The 19,129-nt window shown below is 41.6% G+C and carries 16 protein-coding genes; 2 read left to right on the top strand and 14 right to left on the bottom strand.

Features of this window, described 5'->3' with window-relative positions; all coding sequences use genetic code 11:
* Positions 1–21 precede the first annotated feature (21 nt).
* From IGK63_RS05760 to IGK63_RS05750, 3 genes are read right to left on the bottom strand one after another with little or no spacing between them, the layout of a single operon-like run.
* On the bottom strand, positions 22–927 hold the full coding sequence (locus IGK63_RS05760; protein ID WP_016613220.1) for a class C sortase: 906 nt from the start codon (positions 925–927) through the stop codon (positions 22–24).
* A gap of 22 nt (positions 928–949) precedes the next feature.
* Positions 950–2,818, bottom strand: coding sequence for a SpaH/EbpB family LPXTG-anchored major pilin (locus IGK63_RS05755; protein WP_016613219.1), 1,869 nt, complete (start codon positions 2,816–2,818; stop codon positions 950–952).
* A 52-nt stretch (positions 2,819–2,870) separates the two neighbouring features.
* Positions 2,871–6,446, bottom strand: coding sequence for a SpaA isopeptide-forming pilin-related protein (locus tag IGK63_RS05750; RefSeq protein WP_429972459.1), 3,576 nt, complete (start codon positions 6,444–6,446; stop codon positions 2,871–2,873).
* A gap of 343 nt (positions 6,447–6,789) precedes the next feature.
* On the opposite strand from IGK63_RS05750, the gene IGK63_RS05745 reads away from it, so the two are divergent.
* Positions 6,790–8,283, top strand: coding sequence for a helix-turn-helix domain-containing protein (locus IGK63_RS05745; RefSeq protein WP_005236849.1), 1,494 nt, complete (start codon positions 6,790–6,792; stop codon positions 8,281–8,283).
* 133 nt (positions 8,284–8,416) lie between these two features.
* Here the strand turns inward: IGK63_RS05745 and lepB are convergent, their stop codons facing one another.
* The 7 genes from lepB to IGK63_RS05710 form a co-directional block, all read right to left on the bottom strand.
* Entirely contained in the window at positions 8,417–8,965 is a 549-nt protein-coding gene (lepB, locus tag IGK63_RS05740; protein WP_008379649.1) for a signal peptidase I, read from the bottom strand.
* 32 nt (positions 8,966–8,997) lie between these two features.
* On the bottom strand, positions 8,998–10,428 hold the full coding sequence (locus IGK63_RS05735) for a S41 family peptidase (protein ID WP_016613217.1): 1,431 nt from the start codon (positions 10,426–10,428) through the stop codon (positions 8,998–9,000).
* Between the two features lie 75 nt (positions 10,429–10,503).
* Positions 10,504–10,725, bottom strand: a complete 222-nt coding sequence (locus IGK63_RS05730) for a YozE family protein (protein WP_005236867.1) — start codon at positions 10,723–10,725, stop codon at positions 10,504–10,506.
* A complete protein-coding gene (gene msrA / locus IGK63_RS05725; RefSeq protein ID WP_008379644.1) occupies positions 10,718–11,239 on the bottom strand; it encodes a peptide-methionine (S)-S-oxide reductase MsrA in 522 nt (173 codons plus the stop codon). The genes IGK63_RS05730 and msrA overlap by 8 nt, the downstream gene beginning before the upstream one ends.
* Positions 11,239–11,889 carry a YpmS family protein gene (locus tag IGK63_RS05720; RefSeq protein ID WP_005236869.1) on the bottom strand — a complete coding sequence of 217 codons (651 nt, stop codon included), beginning with the start codon at positions 11,887–11,889 and terminating at the stop codon, positions 11,239–11,241. The genes msrA and IGK63_RS05720 overlap by 1 nt, the downstream gene beginning before the upstream one ends.
* Positions 11,886–12,872, bottom strand: a complete 987-nt coding sequence (locus tag IGK63_RS05715) for an SGNH/GDSL hydrolase family protein (protein WP_086317054.1) — start codon at positions 12,870–12,872, stop codon at positions 11,886–11,888. The genes IGK63_RS05720 and IGK63_RS05715 overlap by 4 nt, the downstream gene beginning before the upstream one ends.
* 214 nt (positions 12,873–13,086) lie before the next feature.
* Positions 13,087–13,929: a DegV family protein gene (locus tag IGK63_RS05710; protein WP_034872242.1), complete on the bottom strand. Its 843-nt coding sequence runs from the start codon at positions 13,927–13,929 to the stop codon at positions 13,087–13,089.
* A gap of 126 nt (positions 13,930–14,055) precedes the next feature.
* Between IGK63_RS05710 and trhA the strand changes: the two genes are divergently transcribed.
* Positions 14,056–14,709 carry a PAQR family membrane homeostasis protein TrhA gene (trhA, locus tag IGK63_RS05705; RefSeq protein ID WP_005236874.1) on the top strand — a complete coding sequence of 218 codons (654 nt, stop codon included), beginning with the start codon at positions 14,056–14,058 and terminating at the stop codon, positions 14,707–14,709.
* Between the two features lie 63 nt (positions 14,710–14,772).
* Here trhA and IGK63_RS05700 read toward each other — a convergent pair whose 3' ends face one another.
* Genes IGK63_RS05700 through IGK63_RS05685 form a run of 4 tightly spaced genes read right to left on the bottom strand, consistent with a single transcriptional unit; the run spans position 14,773 to position 18,928 of the window.
* Positions 14,773–15,261, bottom strand: a complete 489-nt coding sequence (locus tag IGK63_RS05700) for a dihydrofolate reductase (protein ID WP_008379636.1) — start codon at positions 15,259–15,261, stop codon at positions 14,773–14,775.
* A gap of 5 nt (positions 15,262–15,266) precedes the next feature.
* A complete protein-coding gene (locus IGK63_RS05695; protein ID WP_275626201.1) occupies positions 15,267–16,013 on the bottom strand; it encodes a hypothetical protein in 747 nt (248 codons plus the stop codon).
* Between the two features lie 43 nt (positions 16,014–16,056).
* On the bottom strand, positions 16,057–17,004 hold the full coding sequence (locus IGK63_RS05690; protein ID WP_005236877.1) for a thymidylate synthase: 948 nt from the start codon (positions 17,002–17,004) through the stop codon (positions 16,057–16,059).
* Positions 17,005–17,020: 16 nt separating this feature from the next.
* A complete protein-coding gene (locus IGK63_RS05685; RefSeq protein ID WP_016613211.1) occupies positions 17,021–18,928 on the bottom strand; it encodes an ABC-F family ATP-binding cassette domain-containing protein in 1,908 nt (635 codons plus the stop codon).
* Between the last annotated feature and the right edge of the window lie 201 nt (positions 18,929–19,129).

Below are 19,129 nucleotides of genomic sequence, written 5' to 3'. Positions count from 1 at the left end.
GTGGATTTAGAGGAAAACCTGCTATCTTTGCTTCTTATCACTGGGAGTGATCAAATCATGCTGTTTTTTTCTTTTGATTCTGCTAATCACCAGCAGGAGTAGTAATAGTGTGGTGCTTACAACTAGCAGCACCCACAAATCCTGCTGGTTTGCTTTTTTTGCGGCATTTGTTTCATTTTCTTCATTGTAAGGAACCCTTTTGCCGCGAACCAATAAACGATGGCTATTGACCATATAGGGTGTGCAGGTTAGTAAGGTGACATAATCACTGCCTTTGACAATTTTTAGTGCTTCGGTATCATCAGGGGCGACCGTTTTAATCTGATCTATTTGATACGCCAACGTATCATCAAACGTTTCGATATAAAACTCATCGCCGATCTGCAGCTTAGGCAGATCCGTAAAGAGGGTTGCACTCGTTAACCCACGGTGTCCGCACAGAACTGCATGGGTATCTTCACCACCTATTGGATACGAAGCGCCCTCCAATAATGTTGCTCCTCTTTTTAACAACGTATCGGTGGTTTGATCAAAAATCGGGAGAGCGACACCAATCACGGGGATCTTTAAAACGCCGATCGTATGTCGTTCATAGTAATCAGGTGTATCGCCTGATTCTGAGTCCCTTGTTTCTGATAAATCTTGCGTTTCTTTGATTCCAGGATTGCTGGGATGCTGTGCCAGCTCTTGATTTACTCGTTCCAACTGGTTCCTTTTTTGTTGTTTTTCTATTTCACTCATTTTTTTAGCTTGGCTTTGGTAGTAGCTGATCAACTGTTGATCCAAAAAGGTGTTGAGCTGATTACTTACAAAAGGATAACTGATGATCAGAACACCTAGCAGCAGCAGAATACCCATTAGAACATCCAACAAAGTCACTTTTTGAGTAGGTACTTTCGTGCCATTTCTTTTCCTTTTGATTGTCATCGTGCATTTTCATCTCATTTACTTACCCTTTCCGTTTTACAAAATAACACCCAGCTAAACCAACGATCACCACTCCGATGGCGCCCATTAAATACGTGCCGGCACCACCAGTTGCCGGTAAGGTTCCTTTGCGGCGGTTAGGGACTTTTTCTGGATCTCCCAATTGCTCTTTCGTTCCATAAGACGTTTCATGTACTTCAAAAGCGATGCGATTTGTTAGCAGTACATAATTTTTTGGTGCTTTTACTTCTTCCAAATAGTAGGTGCCAAATTTTAACCCGATGATATCAACTAATCCATCTGTCCCTGTGGTAAATTTCGTCGCTTCATCCGCTGTTTGCACCCAAGATACCTGTTTGGTTCCTTCTTCGATTTTCAGGTAGTTGGCATCATCACGGTCTTGATCCCGTACAACAAAAACTGCATCTGCCAATGCTTCGGTAGCGGTCACAGCCCCATCGACTTTTAAGAACCGTTTGCCCCCTGTCAAAACTTCCACGCTTGGAGGCGTTTGATCCGTCATGAAATCCGTTTCTACATTTGCTTCATTCGTAAAGCCATTGATAGGCATAGCCTGTTCATTTAAATACATATAATACACAAAGCGCAATTGATTTCCCGGCGTTAATTGCGGCACGAATTCTGGATTGATAGTTACCGTAAAGCCATGCTCTTTTTCCGTTACTTGGTAATTCGTCGCATCGATTTTATGCTCTCCATCATACAACGCATAGCCCGTTTCTCCTTCAGCTGTATTTTCAAAAGTTAATGCTGGATCATGGGCATCGATCAATTGAAAATGTTTGTATTTATTTTCTGATCCTACTTTATCTTGAATACCTGATGGGATATTGACCGTTAGGTGATATTGGATTCTTTCGCCGATCTCTACGTCTTTGCCGTCTAATTGTGGTGTTGTTTTTGTAACATTTGTTGTGTCATTCTTGATTGTTAGCTCAACAGTAACGTTACTTCCTGAATCAATCGAGAAATCCTTGATTCTTTCTTCCTCGATTAAGGCGGCTTGACTTGGGGCTTTCGTTTCCTCTAATTGATAGGCGCCTGTTTCTAGTTGCGCAATCTTTAGCTGTCCTTTTTGGTTCTCACTCACATCGATACCAGCGTCTCCAGCAGCATATTGTTTGCCTGTCAAAAAACGGTACGCTGCCTGTTTGTCAGTTGTCCATGTATAAAGTCCATCGGCTGCACTTAAAATGTATTTCTTGGTATTTTCGCGTCCTTCTTGCTTTGAAACAACAAATTCCGCATCATTCAGTGGTTCGTTTTCCCCCGTTCCTCGCTTATTCACAAGGAGCGTTCCTTCATTTGTGACGATATTTTTCGGATAAAGATGGATCGTGTCTAGCTCTTCTTCTCCATAAACATATGAGCCATCAGCTTGTTGGATCATTTCATATACGGGAAAGGCGATCACCATATTCTCAGCAGTTTTAACGCCGTCTTTAGGGGCTTCTACAATGGTGTAAACTGCATCCCGATTGGCTTGTTTTTTCGGCAATTCAAAAACCAAATCACCGGCTGCATCTGTTTTCCCGCTAGCTATAGGGGAACCAGACGTCAAGGTTTGGACTTGACGCTTGGCTTCTTCAACGGATGCCCCTGCAGATCGTTTTTCATAAAATGCTGCTGTCACATCATAGACAGAAAAAGTGACATCGGCTAAGCCTTGGTATTGATCAAACTCTTCCATCTCGGTCCCACTATTTTGAATCAATGAACCTGGTAGATTGACCATTTTCTTTTTATGCAGATGAACCTGTGCCAAATTGCTCTCTGCGGATACTTGCTGATTTTTTGTTCCAAAAAAGACCAATGGCAAAAGTAAAAATAGGAGACAAACCATTTTTGTATGATTAAAAATCTTTTTCATTGTTCTTTCCTCTCTTCTAAATTTTTTTCATTTATCTTCGCGAATGGAAAAATTACTTTAATGAAGGCTTATCTTTGCGCTTAACGTGCAAATAGCTACCAGCTAAAAGGACTAGCAGACTTGCTGAAAGAATGACCATCCATCCATGCCAATTCCCTCCGGTTTCAGGAAGAGACACTTTCACTTGATTGGTTACGATCAATTCTATTTGATTGTTCTTTTCTCCAGAAACAAGAAGATTCGGTAGTCGTTCTTCATCGATAAAGACCTGACCATCCTCTTCAATCTTGATTTGGACAGGTGCTGTTAAACCTGCATAGCCTGCGGGTGTACCAGTTTCTTCCAAGGTATAGCTGCCGGGTGTGAGATCTTGGAAGTGAAATACCGCTAGTGCTTCTCCGTTTTCAGGCAGTTCGACAGTCCGTCCGTTTCCACTTAGCCGGAATTTTGCCCCCTCAAGTGCTTGTCCCAGTTCATCCTGTTTATTGACCACCAAATCAAAAGGTTTTAACTGATTGCCATGGGTAAGGGTCCAACAGTTGGCATCCCCGTCGACATTTTCCCCTTGATACTGGATTTTTCCGTCTGTACCAACGACAAATTCATAGTCACCGGCAACCGTATCATATCCGAGCGGACCGGCTGTTTCTGAGATACGATAAGCGCCAGGCTCAAGGATCGTAAATTCAGCCATCCCAACATCATCCGACGTTTCTGAGGCGATTTCTTGATAATCCCCTCCTGCTGTTTTTTGTTGAAGAGAAAAGACAGCGCCTGCTAACAATACTTGCTGCTCATTTTGCAACGTATATTTTCGAATAGCGACTGGAATTTCTTTAAACGGATTGGTAATCTCCAGGGTAATCGTATGCTCGACCAGTGTGACAGGTTGTCCATCAATCGTCGCATGCCCTTGCTCATCAATATGGATCAGCCACTCTGTTTGCTTAGCCAAATGATGTCCCGCCGGTGCAGTGACTTCCTTTAAACGATACGTCTGACTTTTTTGCAACGTAGTATCTGCTGGCAGCCCGTACGTTCCATCCCCTTGATCCACAAGGGTTACTGTCTTTCCAGCGCCCGTCAATTCAAAAACAGCACCTGTCAGCTTCACCTCTCCTACAGCGGATTTTTTGATCAGATTTAATGCGAGGGGCACAAACGTCTTTGTGTTTTTCCATGTAGAAACGTCCACTCTTGTCGATTCGTAGCCTGATACTGCCAGTTCATTTGTGACTTGATAATTAAACGTTTCTCCTTGATTGTTATAAAGCGGCAGTAGCCGGGTTTCTTCGTAATCCGTTCCATCCTTTTCAGAAACCGCGGAAACCTTGCTTCGTTCCCAACTTGTCTGATCTTGTGCATCGGTCTCAGTAAGTTTGAGATATCCTGTTTGCCAGCTCTCCTTGCTAGTAACTGGGCTTCTGCTTATTTCAAAATAGACAGATTCTGGGCGACTTGACTTATCGCCATCGTATTCCTCCCAGACTTTTTTGATCGTCAACTCCTTCCCAGCTGCTTTGGCAGATGGCACACCAAACAATGCCTTTTGATCGGACTGATGATTCGGATAAAACACCGTTTCTCCATTCATTTGATACCAAGTATCTGGTTTAAAATCCGCTGCTTCCGTTTGAATCCGCACTTGATAATGAATTTGCAGTTCCTGTCCTTCGCCTAAATAAAGACCAGAAGCATTGAGTGTATTGTCAGATATCGTGACCTCAGGCTGCACCGTTAGAGCAGCAGAACCGACACTTTTGATGGACAAGCTATTTTCTTCGTATAAAAATGGCTGCGAAATGGGGTCAGTAATCTCTCCATCAGTGACTGTCGCCGAAATATGAAGGGCTTTTTTCTCGAGATAGTCGGCAATATCCGCTGCTTCATTGGCTGACTCATAATAAAGATGCCCCTCTTCATCAGCAGAAACCATCTGTCTCATTTTGTTCTCAACATCGGCCTTTGTATACCCAGCTGTTTGATCCCCTTGCAGTTGAATCCCCAATCCGTGAATCTCAATCCCGCGCTCTTTTAACGCCATCGCCTCACCGATCGTGGCGACAAACGTATTGTTGATCCATTTAGAGTTACCGTACTGATCAGATGCAAAATACCCGTTGTAGAGATGTGAAGTATTCATCGGCTGGTCTTGAGAAAGAGAAAAGGCGGTTCCATAATAACTACCATCTGCTTGTGTATGCACTCTGGACACATGATAACTGTAGGTCGGCACGCCATCTGTTAGCAAAACGATGACTTTCTTATGTCCATTTTGCGTTGCTAGCATATCCCCAGCTTGGCGCAGCCCTCTTTGGGTAAAGGTCCCCCCAGCTGCTGTTTCTGGCGTCATCGTTCGGATCGTCTCTTTGACTTCAGAAAATTTTCCTAACTGGCAGGTTTTGTTTTGGTAATTGTTACCATCACTGGAATAACCGACATAGCCCATGTAGACACTGTCTTGAATGCCGCTTCCTTCAATTTGATTCAAAAAGCGATCCACACCTTTTTTTACTTCAGTGATGCGTCCCATCTCATTCATACTCCCTGACCAATCCACTACCAACACAACATCGATCGGATCAATTTGGCGTTGAACATTCCCTCGTACATTTAGGTAGACATCAAACAGTCCTGGAGTATTCGTCTCTTTTGCAAATTTCCGTAAAGCAAAATCCGCTTCATCTCCCACACCACCATACTCAATATACGAGTTGGTCAAATTTTCTGGATCACCATTCCATGTAGTTACGCCATCCCAGGTTTCGCCTGCATCTTTGTTCCCCTGATGATTTAAGACATTGCTCTTTTCATCAATTGTCCAATTAGCCGAAGGATACGTCCCGCTTTGGTCTGTCGTATAATCTGGTTCAATCGAAGCAAAAGCCTGTGAAACGGTCGTTTTTTGATAAAGACGTTCTTGTTTAAACGGTTCAATGAGTGTTTCGTCTTCAGAAGAACTTGTCGTTGTTCCTGTTTCCTTTGTCTCTTCCTGCGTTTCTTCGTTTAAAATACCTTTTGAGTCCTCATTCGACACTTGTTCCGAAGTTGACTCCGTGCCGGTTTCTGCAGCTTGTGAATCAATTGAGCTGACTTCCACCCTATCTGAGGAAGCAGATTCTGTCGCAAGCGGAATGTCAACTATCAATTCATCCAAAGACGCCAATTTGTGCGATTCTTGATTTTCGTGATCATATTCTTCAATCTGAATCGCCAACTTCAGTTTTTTTGTTTCATTAGGTAGTTGAAACGTTACTTCTTGTTCACAGGGTGTTTTCAAGAAGTCTTGTGTTGTTAGCCAAGACTGCGCAGATTCATCCTCAATAAAAACCACCTCTTTGTTGTTCGTTTTCGTTAGCGGTTGTTCTTTCGTTTCATCAAGTGCATATAATTGCAGCCAGATGCGTTGCTGTTTGTTTTTTTGTGATAGCTGATATCGTAAAGTAAATTGATTGCCCTCCCGTTGACCTGTCAACTTGATCTGCTCCGTTTCGGTAATAGCGATCGTATTTTCTTCTTGTGCACTTGCTATCCCATTTGTTTGCAAACTCGAATAAATGAAAAATAATATCCCCCCTAACATACAGAAAATGAAAGAGAACCAGTGGTGTCTCTTTGTCAAAAACATAAAAAGACCTCCTTTCAAAGAATCAAAAATTACAAGCTGATGATACAAGAAAGAAGCGAAAGACACCTCTTTTTTTTATTTTCTGAAAAACAGGAAAAATTTACGCATCTGTAGTTATTCATAAATAAAAAAGTTTTTTTATTTCAAAGCGGAACCAATTAACCAACGTTATTTAATAACTAAAAAAAACTAGCGTTTTTCACATGCGATTTCTATTTTTGTTCTTTATGAGACAGCTCTGGCAAAAATTTGTCTCAGTTTTTCTAAAAAAAAGCAAAAGTTTTGAGACGTGTCTTTACACAGTAATATAAATAAGTTATTAATAAAATAAGAAGGTGATCATTTGATTGAAAAAATACTCTTAGATACCCGAGCATTAGACAAAATCGGACTCTACGGAAAACTACTATCAATTGCTCCGGGTGAATACAACATAGAGTTCGTGAAAAATCTGACCCATTTAAGTGCAACGAGATTGAAAAGTTTACTTTCCTCGATCCAAGAGGACCTGCAAAACCTCTCCCCAGTAAATCTTTCATTACATAAAAACACCCTTAGTCTCCCTAAAAATTTGATTGAATACAATCAATATCAGCAGTTTTTAGCCCAAGAAAGTATTTCTTATAAAATGTTGTTAAGTATCTTGACCAATCAAGATGAAAGTTTGCTGGCATTTTGCCAAAGAAACTATATCAGTCGTTCGACTTGTTTCCGACAAACTAAAAAGCTTCAGGATCATTTAAAGGAATTTAACGTAACCTTAAATCAATCCGCCATGACGCTTATCGGTTCAGAGATGGTGATTCGCATCTTATTGTTTAATTTTATCTGGCACATTTCTTTAGGGGATAGTTTGGTGAAGGCCTTTGACCAAGAGATCGAAGAGCTTTTTGTTACCTATGAAGGAACAAAATACAAAAGCAAGTATGAAATTGGCAAAAAAGAAGCCTTACTTCATTGCAAGATTTGTCTGTTTCGTTTAAAGGATGGTCACAAGACAAATCTTTATCAGTTAACGAACCGATCATTTATCCCCAGTGGTGAAAAGCTTGATTTCTTCTCTGCTTTCTTTATGATCATTGATTCAGCAATAGACATTCTTGAGATCAATTCTTTGTTCTTTCTTTTTTATTACTGGCCGATGCTGACTTCTGCCAAAGATGTGCGTCTTCCGATTGTAGCGGATTGTTACAATCACGAAAAGCTAGAATTAAAAGAGCTGATGACTGAGTTTGAAGAACATTGCCAAAAATTTCTCTGTGATTTTGACTTCGACCATCAGTCGTTCCTTTATATGAATACATATCTTACGTTGCTGAAGTTCTGTATATTTAAGCAAAAAGTCCCCCTTTCAAATTTTTTCGAAGCAAATGTCATTAAGGATAAATACCCATTACATACGATTTTGACAAATACCATTCAAAGTTTTTGGCGTAAAATAGCAAATCGTAAAGGTTATGAGTGGTTAAAAACCTGTTATACCGATCTTGCTTTTTATCAAGCCTGTTTGCTTTATCCCATTTACATTGAAAAGGAACAAAAATATAAACTTAAAGTTGCTTTTGTCTATGTATCTAACTACTTGGTTTCCATGGAAGTTTTTAATATATGTGAACGGTTGCCCTACGTTGAAATTGAACGGATCACGCTGCCAACTGAAGAACCTTTTGACTTTTATATTTTGAGCTCACCACAGCTTTTACCCCCTTTTACAACCGAAGAAAACTCGGCGATCATTGATTTTTGTCGCTATCGTGATTTTGAAACGAATTTATGTCAGAAACTATCGAATGCTTTTAATGAAAAAATAAAAAAATTAACAGCAATTAGTGACTAAACAAACGCTTTTTTCGATGCTAACCATTTCCCTTTGGAAAAAGAATAAAAAGCTAGACAAAATCCCCCCTTGGAATCAACGGATGATTCCAAGGGGGGATTCATTATTTAATTATTTATTGATTTTACACAGACTAAATCAATCGAATATGAGTCAATGGATAATAAACAAAACGAGCATTGCCTAAAATGGCCTCTCCTGATATTGGTCCAAAGGAACGGCTATCTTTGGAGGCACGTCGATTGTCTCCAATGACAAAGTAACTATCTTTCCCTAATTTCTCAACACCTAATAAAGATTCCAAATCAAAGTCATTGGTGTAAGAGACAGACTCGTGATCATTGCTGCGGTTCTTCACTAGAAAATCTTCATCTACCGGTTCATCATCAATGTAAAGCTGATCATTGACATATTTCACTGACTCACCCGGTAAGCCAATCACCCGCTTGATATAGGTCGAACCATCCGGCAACTGGAAAACAACGACATCAAAACGTTGGATGGGCGAAATCTTCTCAATGACCACCATGTCTCCTTGTTTTAAGGTTCCTTCCATCGAATTTCCTTCAACAGGAACTGGGATCAACAAGAATGCCCGAATCAAGAATGCTGTTGCAAAAGCGATCAACGCATATTTCACTACTAGCCAAAAACGATCAACCCAGAGTTTTTTCGCCTCCACACGTCTGCCTCCTCTCCAATTTTTCACTTAGTTTATTCTTCAGAAAGCAAGGACAGTGCTTTTAAATATGCTGGGTCCTCTGCTTTGAGTTTCTCCGTTACTTCTTTTTCGATCGCTTGGGCAGTGTCTGCATCGACTTCCCCAGTCACTTTTAAATCATGAGCCTCTTGAAAAGTCTTCACTGCTGCTGTCGTCTCATCATTGAAGGTATCACCACTAGTGGCATACCCTAACGCTTTAAGAAATTGATTTAGGTTATTGACTGCCGTTGATGATTGTCCAGCTTTTAAGGCATTGTCCCGTGGTAATGGCGGGAAATACGCATACTCTGGATAGTCCTCTTCATAATCCGGCATCACACCTTGATCATTGACCCAATTTTCATCCGGTGTCAGCCATTTCATGACCGTCATTTTTAATTCACTATTATCCCCCAGATCTTTCACGTTCTGAACGGTTCCCTTGCCGAAGGTTTCTGTACCAACAACTGGGATATCCGCTGATTCTTGCAAGGCTGCGGCAAAAATCTCCGATGCAGAGGCACTGCCGCCGTCGATTAAAACAACGACCGGTTCTGTGACTTTGAATCCTTCATCCAATGCTTCGCTCGCTTTGGTCTCACTGACCACCCCTTGATTGTTGGCAAACTTCACGATCGTTTGGCCGTTTTCTAAAAACATACTTGCCATGATCTGTACTTGGTCCAGCAATCCGCCAGGATTTTGTCTTAAATCCAAAACAAACGACTTTGCGCCGGCTTCTCGCAGTTCGGTGATGGTTTCTTTCAACTCAGCTGCTGTGTTTTCACCAAAGGAAGTAATATCGATACGACCGATTGTGTCATTATTTTCAGCAATTTCTCCATGGACTGTTTCGATTGGGATCACATCACGAGTGATCTCCACATCAAAGGTGTCCTGATCACGTTGAATCGTTAAGGTGACTTTCGTCCCTTTTTCACCACGAATCTTTCCCACAACTTCAGATAATTCCTGTCCTTGCGTATCTTCACCGTCTACCTTGACGATTCGGTCATTGATCCGCAGACCACTTTTTTCAGCAGGCGTATTTTTTATCGGCGCTTGTGCGACTTCTGGATAGTCTTCAACGATTGACAAGGTAGCACCAATCCCTTCAAAACTTCCAGAAAGTGATTGTTCTAAGTTATCCGCATCTGATTGGTTCAAATACGTCGTATAAGGATCATCTAGCGCATCAGTCATCCCTTGAAGGGCACCTTCTATCAAGGCATCCTCATCAACTTCTTGGTAATAATTCGCAAGGATTTGGTCATATAGCGACTGGATTTTCTCCATTCCGCTGGCTTCTGTGGTCGTTTCTGTCACCGGTTGCGTCGTCTGCTGATTTTGCTGAGCCGTTTGCCATAAATAGACACCGCCTCCTGACAAAATTGCGACACAAACGAGAGAAACGATATATCGGCTCGTCGTTAAACCTTTCATTCACAACACCTCTCTGAGAAAAAACAGCTCCGTTCTGCGGATTTTATGCAACCATACAAAACGAAGGATAGTTTTTTATTTGTTATTTTCGAGATACTCTGCCCAGATACGATCAAAAATATCCATGGATGGCAAATAATCAACATTTAGTTCCAGATAAGAAGAGACTTCATCATAGTCATCGCTGTGCTTCGGAAACTGGATATCATGACTTGCATGAGTAGCAAAGATCTGGGCCTCATCTGTATGACTCGGTCCTTTGACTGCCATTAAATAGGTATAAAAACTTTTACGCATGTTCTTGCTCCCAATGATTTTCTAAAAAGGCTGCTCTACGGGCGTGATTGCGAGCAAAATTCTCAGGATTCTTTTTGTAATACTCTTGGTGCTCTTCTTCCGCTAAATAAAAAGGTTGGGCTGGTTCGATCGTGGTCACGATCGGATCGGTAAATCGACCGGAAGCCTGAAGCGCCTCTTTGCTGGCTTCGGCTTTTTTCCGCTGCTCTTCATTAAAATAGAAGATAGCCGGACGATAATTGTCGCCGCGATCTTCAAATTGACCAAAAGCATCTGTCGGATCCGTTTGCTGCCAATAGATCGTCAAAAGGTCTTCATAACTGATTTTTTCAGGATCAAAAATGATTTCCACTGCTTCTGTATGCCCGGTTTGATGGCTTTTGACCTCTTCATAAGTCGGATTTTCGGTATGTCCTGCGGTATAGCCGGAAAAAATTGAATGCACCCCTTCTAATTCATCAAAGGGTTGGATCATACACCAAAAGCACCCACCGGCAAAAATTGCTCGTTCCATTATTCATCCTCCGTTTCAGCTGGTAAATATAAACTCATTTGAATTTCATCATCCACAAGATTGATTTTGTTGGCTTTGATAAACAAGCCATTTTGCATACGGAATTGATCCAAACGTATCAAAATGATTTGTTCATCGGCATTGACATCGATCCAATCAGGAAATTTAAAACTACGTTTGATCATTTTCATTACTTCACTGGTGGGCAGATCCAAGGTGCCGATTGATAAGCTTTTGGCTTTCAATTGAACGTTACCTTCTTCGGTCACGTAAGGATCAAAATAGAGATAGAAGGTGATAGGAAATCCTAATACTTGAAACTCTCCCGTCAACAATGCCTCATTTCTTAGCTCAAAATTATACTTGACCTCTTGATCTTTTTGAAAATCAGACAGATAAAAATCAATCAATTGGTTGACCTGGCTCTTGTTGCTGTTAACGGTCAGAACAGGACTGCCCTCCCGTTGAACAAGTTCAGCACTTTCATTTAAGCCGGTTTCTCGCTGTTGAAAAATTCTTGAAGCAAAGAAAACCGTCGTGCCTAAAAGGATACCGACCAACACTAGAAAAGCAATTTTCCAGTAGTTAATCGATTTTTTTTTCGTTGCAGCTGTTTTTTCCGGCTGCTTCGTTGATTCGCTTGGTTTCATTTTGCTTCCTCCTCTAGCAACCAATAATTTTGCGTTTTGATCACTTCATCGCGAACGGCATTCGCCATCAGTTGATACCCAAGATTATTGGGATGGAAGCGATCGCCTTCATACAAAACATTGTTTGTGATATTATTCCCGACAGTTTGCGATGAATCAGTTGTCGTTGAAGTACTGCTTTGTGATTCGTCCGAAGCTGTCGTCGATGAATCAGATAAGCGTTCTGTGTCCGATGATTCGGCAGTTTTCTCTGATTCCCCTTCTTCTGTATCAGCAATACCGACCTCATCACTTAACCCTTTATAGAGCAAATCGTTGATAGGAATAAAAAAGGCATTGTCTTGCTGATTGACGAACGTTTCCGTTTGTTTATTCCAGTTATCAATGATCGTCTGCATATCCGTGATTTCTGGGAAATTCAGATAAAATGGATTGTAGATGCCCAAGACATAGATTGGTGCATCACTATTCAAATCGCGGATTTGAGCAAACAAGTCTTTTAAACGTTCCTGGTAATCTTCCATCGGTTCCGTAAACGTCTCAATGCTCAAGCCGAAGAAATTGCTCTGAATCACTTTTAGTACGTCGTTACCGCCGACAGTCAAGGTAATCAAATCCGCTTGACTAAGATCTTGGCGTAAGTCTTCATCGTTTTTCACTCGCTTTAAAATCTGATCGCTTCTTTCACCAGCGACCCCATAATTTTTAGTTACCAAATTGCTCAAATCATAGCGATCCTCTAGATCCCCAGCCAAAATTGGCACAAAGCCACCACGAGCTGTTTCATCACCAACCCCTTCTGTCAAGGAATCCCCAAGAGCGAGATATTCAATGGCGGATTTTTTCGAATCATTGGCTGCTAGCTTGTCCACAGGGGTCAGCAATGGTTGGGCTTTGGGAACAGTAAAATGAAACAGTAAGCCAGTTCCAATAGCTATCAATCCCACAACGAGTAGATAAGTTACTAATTTCTTCCATTTCACAGGTATTCAAACTCCTTTGTAATCTTTGCTATTTTAACAAAATTCTCATAAAATTCCTAGTCGCAATCCTTCAAACTTAAGAAAGAAAACAGCTACCTGCCAAAGAGTCGACAAGCAAAGGCAGCTTCTTTTTTTCTTTTTTCTTCCTGACAGCTTGTCATACGCCAAAAAGCGATTCGTCATTAAACGAATCGCTGAAAGAAAACATGCTTTTTTATTCCGTACTATAAGTAATCGCAAAGGCACCTTTACCTGTGTGAGTGGCGATGATCGGTGTCGTGTGCAACAAGGGGATATCCAACTCGGGGAATAGTTCCGCTAATTCCTTTTGGAAACGTTCTGTGATTTCTAACCCTTCAGCATGAGAAATACCAATTTTCGTCACTTTAGGCATACTCTTCAGTTCAGCTTTTAACTCTTCAAACCATTTATTGAAGGTCTTGACACCACGTCCTTTGACGACTGGAATCAGTTCTGAATGATCAAAATCCATAATCACTTTCATGTTCAGCAAACTCGATAAAAGACCTTTGGCACGACTGATACGACCGCCTTTTACTAAGTTTTCTAACGTTGAAACGCCGATAAATAATTTCGTATGCTCCCGCACCAAATCCACCTCTGGTAAAACTTCTTCTAGTGTCTTACCGGCTTTAGCCAATTCTGCTGCCCTAATCACTTGAAAAGCCAACGCTTGGTCTGTCGTGTCACTATCGATCACGGTGACTTTGGCTTTTGATAAATGACTGGCTTGACGAGCCGCTTCCACGGTTCCGCTAAGCCCTTTGGTCATATGAATCGATAGTATTTCACTGCCATCTTTGCCTAATTCATCATATAGTTCTACAAAATGACCGATTGGCGGCTGGCTAGTTTTAGGTAATTCTTTGGCTTGCGCCATCATTTGCATAAATTTTTCTCCCGGCAGCGTTTCATCATCTGGATAAACGACACCATCGATCATTACAGATAAAGGCACGACATGGATAGCCAAAGCATCACGGACACTTGGTTCCATCGTACTGGAAGAATCTGTCACAATTTTAAGATTTGCCATCATATATTCACTCTCTCTTTAAATCAAGTCTTTTTTCGTGGTAAAATAACCACAGACCATTTATACTAAGTATAACAGAGAGAAAATTTTTTTTCATCTAATTTCGATTCGAAAGGACGGTGCCGAATGCAGCACATGAAGTTTAGTCGCAGATATTTGATCGTCAATGAAGTATTAAATGCAGTAACCCACGGGATCGGATTAGGACTGAGTATCGCAGGACTGGTCATCCTCTTAATCAAGGGGGCAAATCTAGGGTCACCTATCCATATCGTTTCCTATGCCATTTATGGGTCGATGATGATTTTGCTCTTCCTCTTTTCTACCTTATTTCACAGTTTGATTTTTACCAAAGCAAAAAAGGTCTTCCAAGTCTTTGATCATGCCTCCATTTTCTTGCTGATCGCCGGAAGCTATACACCTTTTTGCTTGCTTAGTATCCAAGGCTGGCTTGGCTGGTCACTCTTTGTCTTGATTTGGCTACTAGCAATTAGCGGCATCGTTTATAAGTCACTGACTCTTCATAAAAAAGAGACTGTCTCAAAAATCTCCACCCTGATCTACATCATCATGGGCTGGCTATGTGTCGTCGCCTTTAAACCTCTGATCGAACATTTAGGCTACTGGGGAACATTTTTACTAGCAAGCGGTGGTGTTTCTTATACTGTAGGTGCGCTATTCTATAGTTTAAAATCCGTTCGATTCATGCATGTGGTTTGGCACTTATTCGTTATGTTAGGTGCTGGACTGATGTACTTCTCCGTCTTGTTGTATACCTAAAAATGAAGCATTGCTTACAAACAAAGAACAGGAAACTTTCGCTGCAGAAAGCTTCCTGTTCTTTTATTTTCTATGATAAAATTCAAATTGATGGGGATAACGGTTCTTTTCATCGACGATCCCATCGATCACATGATCAAGTTTCCATTGCGCCCAATCAATCTCTGGGAAATACACATCTCCGTTAAATTCCGCAGCGATCACTGTACGGTACAATTGATCGCAATCGTCAATCATCGCTTCAAAAACACCCGCTCCACCAGTTAAAAAAACGGGATGCTCTTGTTGCTTCACATACGCTAAGATTTCCTCTCGGTCATGCATCACTAACGCGCCGTTGGCTTGATAGTGTGGATCACTTGTCAAAACGATCGTCGTACGCTGCGGCAGTAATCTTTTTCCCATGCCTTCAAAGGTTTTGCGCCCCATTATAATCGTATTATTGATGGTTTGCTCTTTAAAAAATTTCAAATCATTCGGCAAATGCCACGGCAGTGTGCCATCCGCTCCGATCAAACCCTTTTGATCTTGTGCCCAAAGTGCGATCAACATAAAAATTACATCCCTTCTGTATAAAATGATTCCGAAATAGTAGCAGCAACCTGCAGCCGCTGCATCAGCTGAAAAGCTGATGCATGCTCAAATGAATCTTTGTTGCGCTCATCAAAGCGCAAGCCATCACAGGCTTGGTAAACAATTGTGCCGCCGCTTCTTTGGACATTTCTCGGCCATTCCCCATCGTTTAAACGCGCGTTGTTGTTTTTCAGTAAGGTCGGTATCAGGGAGATAGGAAAAAGAGCACTACCAGCTGCGACATCAATTTCTTGTATTTGAAAAAAGTCAGCTGCGATCTCGTTGATCAAGCGCTCCGTTCTTTGCCACGTTTGCGGATGACTCGCAAACGCCCTTGCAGTTCGTCCTAGGATACAATACGTATTCTCTGGTAACGGCTGTTTGCTTATTGCCACAAGTTCTTCTGGATACGTCTCGATCCAAGTCACTACGCGATCAAAATCACAAATATGCAATGAATCCAGCATTGGTAAATTATGCTGTGCAGCAAAAACAAGTCTTCTGCGGGCATCCGCCGCCCCTTTTGCTGGTATAAAAATGGCAGTGCACTGCTGATTTGATCGAATGGCTTCTTTTAGCTCCGGCACTGTTTCCTCGGATACGGATAGCCAAACTGCATCATAGTGCTGATGCAAGAAATCAATGCATTGATCAATGAGCAATGCATGAATCGATCCAGCATGTCTCTGATGAAAGGTCGCCGCAAAGCCTCGTTTGTGGGTATTTTCCATTACGCCTCATTCCTTTCTTTATGAAATGAAACCAAACAACCACTTAAACTGCGATCGGTGCTTTGATTGTTGGATGCGGATCATACCCTGCCAGGGTAATATCTTCCATTTCAAAATCAAAGATTGACTGTTTTTCAGGATTTAACTGTAAGCTTGGCGCCGGACGTACTGAACGAGTCAACTGTTCCTTCATCTGTTCTATATGATTACTGTACAGATGAGCATCACCTAATGTATGGATAAAATCTCCGACTTCTAGTCCAGTTTCATGAGCAATCAGGTGCGTTAATAGCGCATAACTAGCAATATTAAAGGGAACGCCTAAAAAGACATCGGCACTGCGTTGATATAACTGACAGCTTAAGCGACCATCATGAACATAAAATTGAAACATCGTGTGACAAGGGGGCAACGCCATCGTCGGTACATCTTCTGGATTCCAAGCAGAGACGATCAAACGACGAGAGTCTGGCGTTGTTTTGATCATCTCGATCACTTCTTTGATTTGATCGATAAACCCACCCGTACTTTTTTCCCAATGGCGCCATTGGTACCCATAAACATGACCCAAATCGCCGAAGGTTTCAGCGAATGTATCATCAGATAAGATTTTTTCACAAAACTGTTTCAACTCATGTTGGTACTGTTCATTGAAAGCTTCATCCACTAAGGAACGACGGCCAAAGTCCGTCATGTCAGGACCTGTGTAAGCATCACTTTTAATATAGCGTTCAAACGCCCATTCATCCCAAATGTGGTTATTATGTTCTAGGAGATAACGAATGTTGGTATCTCCTTTTAGAAACCACAATAATTCGCTTTTGATCAAGCCAAAAGGAACTCTCTTGGTTGTCAACAATGGAAAGCCTTGGGACAGATCAAAACGCATTTGGTGACCAAAGACACTGCGTGTTCCCGTTCCGGTACGATCACTTTTATCATTGCCTTCTGCTAATATTTTTCTTCCTAGATCTAAATATGCTTGTTCCATCGTTCTCTCCTTTACTCTACACAAATTCGCTCAAATATTCCCAACGATCCATTTTTTCTGCAAGTTGCGTTTCAACCTCGCTGATTTCTTGCTGTAATTTTTGGAGCTTGGTAAAGTCAGCTCCTTGATGATTCATCTCTTCAGTCAAAGTGGCAGCTTTTTCTTCTAACACCGCGATATCATCTTCAATTGTCGCCCACTCTTTTTGTTCCATATAACTCAGTTTCTTTTTGACAGGCGCTGCAGCAGACTCCTCACTATCAGCAGAAAGCGAATCGTTTTTTGATTCTTTTGGCTCTAGTACACTTGAACTAGCTTTATTGGTATTGGCTGCTAAGTACTCATTAATGGAACCAAAGTAGGACTTAATCCTGCCGTCTCCTTCGAAGATCAGCAATTTTTGGGCAACTTTATCTAAAAAGTAGCGGTCATGGGAAACAGTGATCACTGCACCTGGGAATGTTTCCAAATAATTTTCCAAAATCGTCAGGGTATCAATATCCAAATCGTTGGTCGGTTCATCTAACAAGAGAACATTTGGCTGTCCAATCAATAGCTTGAGTAAAAATAGTCGTCGTTTTTCTCCGCCAGATAGCTTGCCGATCTTAGTGCCGTGCATGGATCGCGGAAACAAAAACTGTTCCAGCATTTCTGCGACACTGACTTGTGAGCCATCCACTTTTTGCACTTCCTCGGCTGCTTCTTGCAAATAAGCAATCATTCGCTGATCAGGGTTCATCGCTTCAATCGTTTGCGTATAATAAGCCATTTTCACAGTCACGCCAATCGTACGCTCCCCTTCTTCTAAAGGCAGGTGACCAGCTAAAATATTGAGCAACGTTGATTTGCCCGCACCGTTTTCTCCTGTGATCCCTAAGCGTTCTCTTGATTGAATCAACAAATCAAAGTGAGACAAAATCGTTTTGTTTTCAATCTGGAAACTCGCATCTTTTAGCTCTAAGACTTGTTTGCCTAAGCGTGTCGTAGCAACATCAATGGCCACTTCGCCGTTACGTTTTACTTGATGTAGGTTTTCTTTTAAATCATCGAAACGATCGATCCGTGCCTGTTGTTTCGTTGTACGGGCCTTTGCTCCGGTGCGAATCCAAGCCAACTCATGTTTGTATAACTGCTTGCGCTTGTCTTCTTGCGTCTCCTCCACTCGTTCTCGTTCTGATCGAGCATGAAGATACGTCTCGTAATTGCCTTGATATTCATGCAGCTTGCCAAAGGACAATTCAAAGATTCGGTTAACGACTCGATCCAAAAAGTAGCGATCGTGGGTCACCATCAATAACGCACCCCGATAATTTTTTAGATAGCCTTCCAACCATTGGATCGCATCATAATCTAAGTGGTTAGTCGGTTCATCCAATAACAACAGGTCTGGTTCATCGATCAATACTTGAGCCATAGCCACTCGTTTCTTTTGACCTCCAGATAACTCACTGACCTTTTTCTTTAAATCACTGATCCCAAGTTTTTGGAGGATAATTTTGGCTGTTGTATCTGTGTTCCAAGCATCCGCTTTATTCATCGCTTCTTCTGCCAATTGATAATTGCGCTGCGTTTGTTGATCCATACCATTATTTTCTAAAGCAATCAGCGCTTTTTCATAGTCGCGAACAACGCGGATCAGCGGACTGGTCCCTTGAAAAACAGCATCTACAACGGATAATTCTTCTTGTAGCTGATTGTCTTGCGCTAAAAAGCCAATTCGATAATCTTGACTAGCAAAAACAGTTTGGCGATCACCATCTCCACGATCCAAACCTGCTAAGATTCGCAGCAAACTTGATTTCCCCGTGCCATTGACACCGATCAAACCGATCCGATCTTTTTCATGTATCAGAAAAGAAAGCTGATCAAACAGTGTTTTTTCACCGTAAGTTTTGGTTAATTCACTTACTTTTAATTCTTTCACAGAATCCCTCCTGAGTTTTTTCTTCGCTCATTGTACCACATTTCATCCGAGGAAACGATGAGAGAAAGGAGCAGTTTTTGCAATAAAAAAGAATGCCTTCGTCAGTTTATTCCCTCTGATCATCGATGTTGATCATCTTTTAGGAATAACCTGACGGAGACACTCCATAAAACGTGCATCAAGTTGCGCGCCTTTAGAGAC

It is taken from the genome of Enterococcus sp. AZ040, from assembly GCF_050499185.1.
GTDB classification, from domain to species: domain Bacteria; phylum Bacillota; class Bacilli; order Lactobacillales; family Enterococcaceae; genus Enterococcus_D; species Enterococcus_D entomosocium.
This window is presented reverse-complemented; position numbering and strand designations above follow the sequence as displayed.

Coding starts and splice junctions, on each gene's coding strand:
- IGK63_RS05730 (WP_005236867.1), bottom strand. CDS start 10,725: ATGCGTAAAAGTTTTTATACCTATTTAATGGCAGTCAAAGGACCGAGT.
- trhA (WP_005236874.1), top strand. CDS start 14,056: ATGCAGCACATGAAGTTTAGTCGCAGATATTTGATCGTCAATGAAGTA.
- IGK63_RS05700 (WP_008379636.1), bottom strand. CDS start 15,261: ATGTTGATCGCACTTTGGGCACAAGATCAAAAGGGTTTGATCGGAGCG.
- IGK63_RS05710 (WP_034872242.1), bottom strand. CDS start 13,929: ATGGCAAATCTTAAAATTGTGACAGATTCTTCCAGTACGATGGAACCA.
- IGK63_RS05735 (WP_016613217.1), bottom strand. CDS start 10,428: ATGAAAGGTTTAACGACGAGCCGATATATCGTTTCTCTCGTTTGTGTC.
- msrA (WP_008379644.1), bottom strand. CDS start 11,239: ATGGAACGAGCAATTTTTGCCGGTGGGTGCTTTTGGTGTATGATCCAA.
- IGK63_RS05750 (WP_429972459.1), bottom strand. CDS start 6,446: ATGTTTTTGACAAAGAGACACCACTGGTTCTCTTTCATTTTCTGTATG.
- IGK63_RS05695 (WP_275626201.1), bottom strand. CDS start 16,013: ATGGAAAATACCCACAAACGAGGCTTTGCGGCGACCTTTCATCAGAGA.
- IGK63_RS05755 (WP_016613219.1), bottom strand. CDS start 2,818: ATGAAAAAGATTTTTAATCATACAAAAATGGTTTGTCTCCTATTTTTA.
- IGK63_RS05760 (WP_016613220.1), bottom strand. CDS start 927: ATGACAATCAAAAGGAAAAGAAATGGCACGAAAGTACCTACTCAAAAA.
- IGK63_RS05720 (WP_005236869.1), bottom strand. CDS start 11,889: ATGAAACCAAGCGAATCAACGAAGCAGCCGGAAAAAACAGCTGCAACG.
- IGK63_RS05690 (WP_005236877.1), bottom strand. CDS start 17,004: ATGGAACAAGCATATTTAGATCTAGGAAGAAAAATATTAGCAGAAGGC.